The following is a 12,163-nucleotide window of genomic DNA, read 5'->3' on the forward strand; positions in this document are numbered from 1 at the left end:
ATTGAAATCAACTAAATCAAATAAAGAGCTAATAAATTGTTTTAAAGACTATATTGATATAGCTGATGCAAGTTATGCAATGCTTCATAATGTATTTGAGAATGAAATAAATGGACTTGATGAGCTTTATGATAAATTTGGTAAAGATAATGTTCCTGACAACATTGCAAATTCATATAGAAAAGATGAGATAGATAAACCTATTTGGAGATATGCGGATGGTATAACAAAAGGTGATGTTTTAAAATCAGATCAAAAAGATGAGAATAATAACACAATAAAAATTACTGGTGACCCTACTGCTTATGCTCTTTGTATTGAGGCCAGATTTATGGCAGATAAATTTGTAAAAAAACCTAATGCTAAACCTAATAAAAAACCGAAACAATTAGAAAACAATGTAAAAAGATTTATAACAACTCCAACTGATGAAAAAGGTGAAGCAATAGGAGATCCTTATATTTTTTATAAGGAAAATGATCTCTCCCCTCGCACAAAACTTTTTGTCAATCGCTATGAGCTAGTAAAGCACATACCTAATCAAAAATCAGGTTTTAGCTCAACTATATTTTATGATACGCTTAAGTCAAACTATATCATAGGCTTTAGAGGAACAGAGATGAAAATAAATGATCTCTTAGATGATGCCTTTATGGCTATCACATCAAGAGCGCTTATGCAAATATCTGCTTTAAAATCACTTCAATCCTCTATGCAAGAAGCAATAAATTCTCATAGTCAAAACTTAAGTGGTTTAGATAACACTGCCAAAGATATCATCCTATCAGGTCACTCATTAGGAGGTCATCTAGCTCAAATATATGCAGTAACCTTTAAAGATAGCGGAGTAAAAGAACTTTATACTTATAACGCTCCAGGAATTTATGGTGGTATATTGGCTTCAGCTTTTACTTGGAGCTTAAGGCTTCTTAGCTTTGTGGCTAAAGCCATAGCAAAAGGTGCAAGATGGATAGCAAGAGTCATAGATAAAGATGGCTTTATAGGAAAGATGGTAGGCTCAGTCTTTAACAAGATAAAAGGTATGTTTGGCTTTAAAGATGATAAGAGCAGTGTAGATGAATACGTAGATGTAGTTAAAAATAATGAACAGGCTCAAAAGACTCTTGCAGATAAAAAAGTAAGCTCTAATATAAATAAAGCTAGCAAAGAAAAAGATATAGACATAGAGATACATCACGTAGAGAGCGTTAAACAAAGTATCAATAGAGATGAAGATAGCTTTTCAAAAGATGTAGCTGTTTTGATAGAACCTACCTTTTCAGTAATATCTGATCTAGGCTATAAGCTAGGCATAGATACAACTGGCGAAGTAAAGTATGAAAATACCGAGAATAGACACTTGGTGAATATATTAATTAGATCTCACTTTTTAAAAGAGAGCGTTTTGGTTTTATATATGTTGTGTTATCTCTTGGAAAACAAAGAAAATGAAGCCAAGATAGAAGGCAAAGATATAGCTGAAGCACTTGATTATCTAAATGAATATATCCAGTCGCTTAAATTTAAACTAAAATGCATAAGATCGAAGTTAAATTTAGATGTAAATATAGATGATATAAGTGATGCTTCTATGCTAGATACGCCTTTATATATCTTTTATGCTTATTTAAATCTCTTTTACGAATATGGCAAATTTAGTGATGAAAATTTTAAGCAAGATATGGTCGGGTATATAATAGAAAATTTAGGCAGCAACATAGATAAAAATAGCAACAAAGAAGCACATCTAGTAAAGATACTAGATATAGATGACCTAGATAAACTAGATGCGACAAAGATAGTAAGTGATGCTAGAGCTGGCGATATAGATATGCTAGTGGCTATTTGTGCTTTGAATTTATTTGTATTTGAAAAAAAGATAGATGTAAATGAACTTGGTAAATACTTCTCTTATAGCAAAAACATCTATAAAAATATAACGATACTACGAGATAATAGAGTGGATATAGCGGAGGCTAGCATCTTCGTAAAAGATAGAATAGATATGCTAAAGAGCATAATAAATCTAAAATATGCGGATCTAGTAAAGCTAAAAGAAAATGAAAATTTCTTGGCTAGCATAGACTCTAATGACATAAGCTCTAGCGATGAAGCCATAGTAATAGCTAATAATAAATCCGCTCAAAATAACGATGATGTAGCTTACAACAATAAAGTAGCAACCGATGATATAAAAGCCCTTATGAATGAGAGCGTAGGAAGTATCTTTTATAAAAATAACGATACTCTTAGTGTAAGTGCAGTAGATAAAAGTATAGTCGATGTTGAGGTATTAAAGGAGATATTTAAGCTAGATAGTAAAAATATGAATCAAAGAATATATCTAAACTCTGCCCTTTTGTCTAAAGCCAATGAAGAGGAGGATTATCCACTTTATTTTAAAGATGAAAAATATAATAGTGATGAGAATATACCTCTAAATTTTACTCATCAGCCAAGAGATGAGGATAAAGATATAGGAAGGCTAAATGTTGCTTATAGAAATTCTCAAGCAAATATATTAAATTATTCACTATTAAATAAGAGTCTAAATATCAATCTAAAACCAATGAACAAAAAGACTAAAGAGGCTCTTTCAAATTTAAATCAAAGGCAAAATTTACAAAAAGATAATCAATCTAAAGAAATTTCATCCACCGCGACTTCATGCCCTGTCATAGAGGATGACACTATTATTTGCCCACATGGCGGTCATGTGATCTTAAAAAGTAGGGCAGGCAGGAGTATAAGATCAGACGATCAAGGCGTGATACTTGATGTTGATTTTATAAACTCGCCGATAGTAGGCTGCTCAGCTAGGATCCCATGCGTCATAGTAGCTTATGTACCAAGATCAGCACTTAGTCTAAAAAGCATGAATGATCACTACGCTGTAATGCAAGATCTAGTGCCAAACTGCCTAAGCAACACCGGCTCTTCGCTAAGGTGCATAAAAAAAGAGAATAAACTTAAACTAGAGCATAGTTTAAGTAATCCTATGTTTGAGAATAATAACCTTGCCGTACAAAATCCAAATTTAAATAAGCCATTGATCAGACTTCATATAAAAGCTTTTGCTTCCCAAATAGATAATCTTTTGGTAACTACCTATTATCTATTTGATAAAAAATTTGAAGATAAAAATGGCTTTGGCAAGATCAAACTCAATTTAGATGAGGGAAGAGACGTAGAGGATAAGAATTTAAAGGCTCTTTTAGCGGATAATTATGACGATAAGCGTTACGACATCAAAGAATTTAAACTAAGATATGGAGTGGATAAACTGAATTTGATATTTGTAGTTCCAAAGAATTTTAGCTCTCTTGATAAAGAGAACTACAAAAAGGCAAATAGCCCGGAAAGCGGGGTAGGCTTTTTTGCCAGTTTAGATGAATTTAATAGTTCTAATATAGAAAAGAATAGACGTACTTACACTTATGTTTTTATGTCTCCAACTGGAGCTAAAAGCATAGAGCTTGAGATAGCTAAAGGGCTAGATAGTGGCTATACAAATGACATAAATACAACTAGCTTTGTAATGCTTGTTAGTTGATAAATTTAAAGAGAGGGATCGTTCTTGAGATTAGATAATACAAAAATTATTAGAAGTATAGAAGACTTGCTTGACGCATTTGATGTTTTTGCTGACAAATATCAAAACATAACATTTTATTGTCGCGATTTAAACCATTTTCATGATACCAATATATTAAATGGAGATGCTTTATATAACAAGACAATCGCGAGGCTATACAATCACAAGAAAGCCAATAAAAATGTGCTTATAAAAACATATAAGTATTTAGAAAAGTCAAATTTATTTAAAAGCGAAAAAGCTGTTAACACAACCAATAAGATAGCAATCAAAGATATTGATATAGATGTAGAGGTTCTTAGTAAAGAACAAGATGTAATAGCAGAATTCGTAAAAGAGCTAATAGAACTTGCAAATAATGGTAGAAGCAAAGACAATAAGATTAAAAATTTTGACGATGCATCCAGCCAGTTGGTATCTAACTATAAAAATATAGAGACAAATTTTGAGGCTATATTAGATAAGCTAAAAAATTCGCTAATCAACAAAACCAATACAATACTAAGTCGTGAAAATTTTGATAAAAGAGATGAAACCGTAAAGGCCATAGAAGAGAGCTTTAAAAATATAAAAGAAAATCTCAAAAAAGCTTCAGATGATGGCAATAAATATATTTTAAAAGAGATCACAAAATTTCTAATCAATCTTGTCGACATAAGCGATATAAAAGGATCGTTTAAGCCGCTAGCTTTATTGCTGGCAGCTCCAGAGGCGATAACTACTACTACAAATATAATTGACTTTTTAAACAAAAGGGGCTTTTACGCGTTTTCTGGTCCAGCCGCTAGCTTGCTAGCTACTAAATTTGGCTTTATACTAGGTCTATTAAATACAGTGTCGTTTAATAATATATTGGTTTTTACAAATAACGATCAAAAAAGTGGAAAATTTATAGATTTTTCATGCTTTGATATAACAGCCACTAAAGCCAAGAGCAATTATGATGAGTATATTGGTATTTGTTCTGATTTTATTTTAGAGGGCGATGAGCAAAGCTTATTTGACGCTAGAGTAAGCAAAAATGAAAATGTAGACAAGTCTAAAAATATATCTATATGTAAAAACGACAAGAACAATAGCGAAGAGAGCTTACTTAAAAGGATAGAAGAGTGCGTGATCGCAAATAGAGCAAATTTTGTCTATATGCAATATCCATTTTTTAACTCTTTCAAATTTGCAAATCTCCTAAAAGACAAATCCCTAACAACAAAAGACGATACTCACAATACAAATAATAGTAGCGGCATCTCTAAAAACTATCTTGTCGTCTCAAACGCCCCCATGAAACTAAACGCAAAGCTAAACGAGCACCTTATACAAAATATCTTAAGCTATAAGATAGAAGATAGTATAAACAGAGTTAGCGGTAAAAAGATAGTTGATCCCAAAAATGTAGGCAATGTAAAAGACTATAGTCAGTACTCTATACAAATAGGTGCCAAAAACGATGAAGACCTTTATCTTTTAAGCTTAAGTCCTTTTACGAGAGTTATTAACTCTAGGCTTGCAAAATTTGAAAAGGATATAGAGGAGTATAACTCATATATGAAAGGTGTCAAAAATTTTCATGGAGGTGACGCAAAATCAGTAGAGGTTTTAAACACCACTTTTAACGCAAAATACAAAAAATTTAATGAGGCAAATTTATATCTAGGTCGTATAAATAGACACTTTAAAAACGCCAAAGATATGGAAGAGATAGTTAATAATGAAGAGGAATTTTTAAAAGCCAATATAAAGGAATTTGAAATTTTCTTTTCAGGCTTAAATTCAAACTTGAAACATGATAAAGTGGCTTATTTTTTAAACCAATACTTTAAAATGCCTAATGAAGGGATGGAGAGTTTTGAAGCAATAGCTGATGAATCTTACAATCAAGTTTCTATAAGGACACATTATTACTACCCTGCTACAAAAATATTTCTTCTAGTGATGGGCTATTATGTCATAAGGCAGATATTTGATAGCTCTATTATTGAGCAAAAAGGATTAAAATTTTCATATCTTTCATCAAACTATGAGACACTAGAGATATTTGGTGAAAAACTTAATGTTCTTTACGAAAACACATATTATATACAAGAAAATAATGCTATTGTGCCTATTTACTTCTTCAAGCAAACAAAAGAAGCAAAAAAAGAACAAGATGCTATCTGCATAGAAGAGATAGTAGAAAAAATAGAGCAAAGCCATGTAAGAAATGGTGAAAATATACTAGACGATGACTCCTATAATGAGCTAAAAGAGCTTCTTAAAAATTCTACCGGCATAGACGGAGAAAGCATAGATGATAAGAATTTTGAAAAGTATATTAAACAGATAGATGATGATGAGTATAAATATACTATAGATATATCTTTAACATCAACATTAGATGATGCCCTATATGATATATTTCCATTTTATGGCTTTTTCATAGACAAGTCTGACGATATAATGAAAAAAGTAATTGACGCTGTGTTCTCAGGTGGTAAAGGCAATATCTTTAAGAATATTTTTATGGAGCTAATAGGAGAACTAAAAGTATTTAGTATGCTAGGCGAAGCGCCAGTTGCAAAACTAGTTCACGAAAATAATAAAAAAGCCTTGAAAAAAATCAAACAAACAGCATTTGCTGGAGTGGTCAAAGTAAAAGGCAACCAACTTCTCTATATATATGTAGATAACAAAAAAAAATCCAAACACAGCATAAAAAAAACAAAACAATGGATAGATGAATTTGAAGTAGGCATAAATGTAAAAAGACAAATAGCTATAAGTGCTGGTAAAAATTTTTTAAAAAATAGCTTAAAAACTTATGCAGAAACTTTAATACAAGCTGGATTTGGCTTTTTAGTAGATAGTTTTTTCATCAACAACTACGAACAACAAAAAAGATCTTATGAACTAATACTTCATAAGTATTTCACAAATAAATTTAATGATACCTATGCTGTTAAGAATATATCTTATGAACCTTATTCAAATAAAACAAGTGAATATACCTACTACCCTATAGAGATATACTCATCTTTTATAAATATAGATCTAAAAAGAACTATCATAGGAGGAAGACTATCTAGTGGAGGACTAGACTATCATAACTTCTTCTACTATGATATAAATACCACTACAAACAAACTAGACTCTAATCTATCTAAAGATATAAGCCTAGATACTATGATATCTTATCTATGTCTAGATGAGCTAAGAACAGATAATAAAACTGATGAAGAGTTCTTTAATAACCTTAATAAAAGAAATAAAAAACTAGCATATTCACCAAAAGAGCTTATGCTACAAGGAGTTAAAACATTGCTAATAATAAGTCCATCAAACTCAATAGATATAAAACAAAGAGATGAAATTTATGAGATGTATAAAAAATCTGTAGCTGAAAACAAAAGTGCCAATGCAACTTTTGGTATTCCAATAGACAAATACAACGAAGCTATGGAGATACTAGAAGACTTTAAAAATGGAAATTTAAATACCAATGTATGTGAAGTAGATAATAAATCAAGAAGACTACTAAAAGCATTAGATGTGATAGGAAACAACAATGTAAAGGGTATGTATGTGGGGTGTAAGGATAATTATAATAATGGTAAATTTAACATTTCAAAACCTATAATCCCCCCACGCCTAATAGGTCGTCTAGCTACTACCATAGTTATGGAAGATGGTCTATATATAGGATAAGATATGAAAAAGATAATATTTATAACTTTAGCTATTTTAGCGGTCATAGTAGTAGCAGTAATAAGCAAAGGAAAATTACAAGATAAAGGAAATTTAATGGATAACACTAACACATATACGGTTATAGCTCCAAATGGAGACAAGATAGAATTTGACAAAAAAACAAATTTAATTGCTTCAAAAAATATTGCAAATGATGAAGCCTACCTAAAAGAAAAATCCCAAATGCTCCTTCAAGCCCGCTCCATCCTAGACTCATCTCCATATAAAAACTATAAACCACTATACTATAACCCTAAACCAAACTCTCTAGGTCAAACAGACTATCTATCATTTAAACCATGGCTAGATATTAGCTATAAACCAAGCTCAACTAAACTATCACCTTGGACTAAATCAGAAAAAGCCTACTATGAAAGCTTAAAAGATAAAAGAGATAGATATATCTATCTAGTAAAAAGAAGTAATCTAAAATGCACTATGATAGATATCCCAGAAGATGCAATAGCTAGAGTAGATAGCAATGGCAAACTAACTAAACCTGAATATGCTGAAATTTATGATGAAGTAGATAGAAATAAAAATACACTTAAATCAGAACTCTTTATAGGAGAGTGGAATTTATGTGCTGGAGTATTAGGTAATCCATCAGCATTTGGCACTGGCGGTTCAGCAGGATTTAAAGCAAGAGATTTTCAAAAAGCATTTCTAGCAGCCCAACTAGGAGAAGTAGAAGCATTAAACTATCTGGCAGACTCTTTTAAATACTATACTTATGGCATGGGAGTAAATAAAAATTTAGATACCTACACGAAAATTCTTAAACTATATAAAAATCCTCCACTAGATGAATATGGCATGATGCCTTATTTAGATGAAATAGTAGGTAATTACTTTGTGATGGATTTTAATAGAGATAATTTAGCGGTTATACCAAATGGAGGTTTTTATGCTGGCTTAAGAGAGATAGTAGAGGAAAAAGGTGAACTTCTTGATCCTAGAGACCTAGATGCTAATGAGACTACAAGAAATGAATTTGATAACTTTATAAAGAAAGTCCTAGATGACAATAAAGAGGATTTTAAAGGTGGGTTTCCTGCGGGGTGGGATGAAAGAAGACTATCTCTTTACATCGACTCCACCCTTCTAGAATCTAAAATAATGTCTCTAACCCCACCTGAAGGTTATCCTAATGCACCATACTATAACACTCCAGAAGAGCTAACAAGACTATATGAGGCTGGTAAATTAGACAAAAAGCTAAATCCTCTAACACCAGTAATGTATAGAGATAGCTTCCCTGAAGATCTTAGGCAAAAGATACTAAGTTATGCAAAAGAGCATAATATAAAGGATTAAAGAATAAATTTAATATCTATGGCTCCAAATGGAGCCAAATATAAATATATTAAGCCACTACAATCAAGGGCATAGGCATCTCTATGATAACCGGACTAATAGAACTTTATAAAACCTCATATGAAAAACTAGAAGAAAACTATAAAGAGATAATGCACATAGGCAATATGTTTGTCACGCTATTAACTTAAAAAAATAAATTAATTTTAAGAGATAATTAGACTTTTTTATAAGAAAAATCGCAAATAGCGATCTATACAAATTTTGATAAAGAATTTCAATATATTTTAATATCAAAATGAGCTGAATTTTGAAAAAATTAAAGCATATTTTTAAACTTGCTTTTAACTTTTTTGTTATAATATCCCATCAAAAATAAAAAGGATATTTTTTATCCTAATTAAGGTTTTAAATTTGAGAGTATATTTAGACAATAACGCTACAACAATGGTTGATCCTGAAGCTTTTGAGCTTATGAAGCCATATTTTTGTGAAAAATACGGTAATCCAAACTCGCTTCATAAATTTGGCTCTGAAACACATCCAGCTTTAAGAACAGCGCTAGATCAGCTCTATGCCGGACTAAACGCAAAAGATAGCGATGACATCGTTGTTACCTCATGTGCAACTGAGAGCAACAACTGGGTAGTAAAAGGCATCTACTTTGACAAAATTGCAACTGGCGAGAAGAAGCGTATCGTAACAACCGCAGTTGAACATCCAGCTATTTTGGCAACTTGTAAATTTTTAGAAAAATATGGCGTAGAGCTTACTGTTTTAGATGTAAATAACGATGGCATAGTCACTCCAGAACAGCTAAGAGCTGTAATGGATGAGAATGTAGCACTTGTTTCTATAATGAGCGCGAATAACGAAACTGGCATGATCTTTCCTATAAAAGAGCTTGCTAGTATCGCTCATGAATATGGGGCTTTATTCCACACGGATGCGGTTCAAGCAGTTGGTAAGATAAAGATAAATGTTCAAGACCTTGACGTTGATTTTCTAAGCTTTTCTGCGCATAAATTTCACGGACCAAAGGGTGTTGGAGCGCTATTTATAAAAAATAGTATGCCACTAAGTAGCTTGCTTCACGGCGGCGAGCACATGGGCGGGCGCAGAAGTGGCACGCTCGATGTTCCTGGCATCATTGGCATGGGTAAAGCACTTGAACTGGCAAATAAATTTATGGATTATGAGCACTCTCATGTTCGCCGTTTGCGTGATAAGCTTGAAGATGCAATTTTAAAAATTCCTGACGTTAGCGTCGTTGGTAAAAAAGAACAACGTGTGCCAAATACCATTTTGGCTTCTATAAAAGGCGTTGAAGGCGAAGCTATGCTTTGGGATCTAAACAAAGCTGGCATTGCAGCTTCAACTGGCTCAGCATGTGCGAGTGAAACATTGGAGAGTAACCCAATAATGGAGGCCATAGGGGCAGATAAGGAGCTGGCTCACACCGCACTTAGACTATCTCTTTCTAGGTTTAATACAGAAGAAGAGATTGATTATGCGATCGAGTATATAACAAAAGCGGTAAATAGACTAAGAGGTATCTCTAGTACATTTGCCTACGCCCCAGAATGGCATAAGAGTGGATTATAAAATTTAAAGGAAAATAATATGGCAAAGAATAATTTGATCGGAGGCTCTATCTGGGATGAGTATTCTAAGGTAGTGCAAGATAGGATGAATAACCCTAAATTTATGGGAGAGATAACTGAAGAAGATGCTAAAAAGGCAAACGCAAAGCTTATTGTGGCTGACTTTGGTGCAGAAAGCTGCGGTGATGCGGTTAGGTTATACTGGCTTGTTGATGAAAAGACAGACAAAATAATAGATGCTAAATTTAAAAGCTTTGGCTGTGGCACAGCGATAGCTAGCTCTGATACGATGGCAGAGCTTTGTATTGGCAAAACAGTTGATGAAGCGGTCAAGATCACAAACCTTGATGTAGAAAAGGCTATGCGCGACAATCCAGAAACGCCAGCAGTCCCACCTCAAAAGATGCACTGCTCAGTTATGGCGTATGATGTTATAAAAGCAGCAGCTGCAAGCTATAAAGGCATAGATCCAGAGCATTTTGAAGATGAGATCATCGTTTGCGAGTGCGCTAGGGTAAGCCTTGGTACGATTAAAGAAGTGATAAGACTAAATGACCTTCACACAGTTGAGGAAATCACGCAATACACCAAAGCTGGTGCATTTTGCAAGTCTTGCGTAAAGCCTGGTGGCCATGAAAAAAGAGAATATTATTTGGTAGATATTTTGCGTGATACTAGAGCTGAGATGGAGCGTGAGAAGATCGAAGCTCAGGCAAATGCCCAAGCAAATCATACTTTAGGCGACATTAGCTTTGAAAATATGACGATGGTAGGGCAGTTAAAAGCGGTAGAGTCTGTCATAGATAAAGAAATTCGCCCAATGCTTGAGATGGATGGTGGAAATTTAGAAATTTTAGATATCAGAAATGATAACGGAGAAAATACTGATATTTACATTCGCTATCTTGGTGCTTGCTCGGGCTGTGCGAGCGGCTCAACTGGTACTCTTTATGCGATTGAAAATGTCTTGCAAGAGAGCTTAAGCCCAAAAATTAGAGTTATGCCTATTTGATTTTATCAACTAGCCCTTGTGGGCTAGTTTTTATTTATTCTCTTAAAAATTTTAAAATTTCACTTCTAATTTGATTCAAATCACCCACAAATTTTTTTTCAAACTGCGAGCGATTAAAGGTTCGCTGACGTTTTGCTAACTGAGCTGTGTGCGTAGTTATGAGCTCTTCAAGCTCGTTTTGAGAAATTTCTTTATTTAAAAATTGCTTGCACTCTTTTAAACCTATTGATTTTAGGGGTTTTGGCTCACTTTTGTATTTATCAAATAAAAATTTCGCCTCATCTATAAGCCCAGCTTCGAGCATGCCTTTTGTTCTCTTTTTGATACGTTCTCTAAGCTCATCTTTATCCCATAAAATTTCAAATATCGCTAGCTCTTTTATGATGCTCTCTTTTGTATTTTCTCTTAGCCAAATGCTTGGGATTTGGCTACTAAATTTATAAATTTGATACCACTTTTCGAGGCGATAAGAGTCATTTTGGCTAAATTTACTTGCAAACTCAGGATCGATTTTTACAGCTAGCTCATAAATTTCTTCATTGCTTAAATTTATCTCACATTTTGGCACATTTGGTGCAAGTCCACTAAGCATTGATTTTAGATAAAAGCCGCTGCCTCCTGTAATGATGAGTGGGCAGTCTTGTAAGCGTGCAAATTCCTTTGCATTTTTATAAATTTCAAAAAATGCTCCAACGCTAAATTCTTCATCAGGATAAATTTCATTTACACCAAAGTGCTTTATGGCTTCAAGCTGCTCTTTATTTGGCTTTGCGCTGGCGATATCTATCTCTTTATAAAGTGCAAGCGAATCAAGACTTAAGATGACGCCATTAAGCTCCTTTGCAAGCTCAAATGCAAGATCGCTCTTGCCACTTGCCGTGGTGCCAATTATTGCAAATTCTTTAAACAAGT

The 12,163-nt window shown here is 33.1% G+C and carries 6 protein-coding genes; 5 read left to right on the forward strand and 1 reads right to left on the reverse strand.

All coding sequences use genetic code 11. The features are described from left to right. Nucleotide 1: 1 nt before the first annotated feature. From CVS93_RS00700 to CVS93_RS00720, 5 genes are all read left to right on the forward strand, one after another. Nucleotides 2-3,553 (forward strand): Mbeg1-like protein, encoded by a 3,552-nt coding sequence (locus CVS93_RS00700; RefSeq protein ID WP_159071502.1) that lies wholly within the window; start codon nt 2-4, stop codon nt 3,551-3,553. A 24-nt stretch (nt 3,554-3,577) separates the two neighbouring features. Further along, entirely contained in the window at nt 3,578-7,276 is a 3,699-nt protein-coding gene (locus tag CVS93_RS09780) for a hypothetical protein (protein WP_199907221.1), read from the forward strand. Between the two features lie 3 nt (nt 7,277-7,279). Beyond that, entirely contained in the window at nt 7,280-8,635 is a 1,356-nt protein-coding gene (locus CVS93_RS00710; protein WP_107686184.1) for a thioredoxin reductase, read from the forward strand. A 414-nt stretch (nt 8,636-9,049) separates the two neighbouring features. Then, a complete protein-coding gene (locus CVS93_RS00715) occupies nt 9,050-10,240 on the forward strand; it encodes a NifS family cysteine desulfurase (protein ID WP_107686185.1) in 1,191 nt (396 codons plus the stop codon). Nucleotides 10,241-10,258: 18 nt separating this feature from the next. Then, nucleotides 10,259-11,251, forward strand: coding sequence for an iron-sulfur cluster assembly scaffold protein NifU (locus CVS93_RS00720; RefSeq protein ID WP_054196048.1), 993 nt, complete (start codon nt 10,259-10,261; stop codon nt 11,249-11,251). 34 nt (nt 11,252-11,285) lie between these two features. Here CVS93_RS00720 and miaA read toward each other — a convergent pair whose 3' ends face one another. Next, complete coding sequence (gene miaA, locus CVS93_RS00725) at nt 11,286-12,161, reverse strand: tRNA (adenosine(37)-N6)-dimethylallyltransferase MiaA (protein ID WP_107686186.1); 876 nt, start codon at nt 12,159-12,161, stop codon at nt 11,286-11,288. Between the last annotated feature and the right edge of the window lie 2 nt (nt 12,162-12,163).

The sequence above is a fragment of the Campylobacter concisus genome (assembly GCF_003048535.1).
GTDB lineage: Bacteria > Campylobacterota > Campylobacteria > Campylobacterales > Campylobacteraceae > Campylobacter_A > Campylobacter_A concisus_S.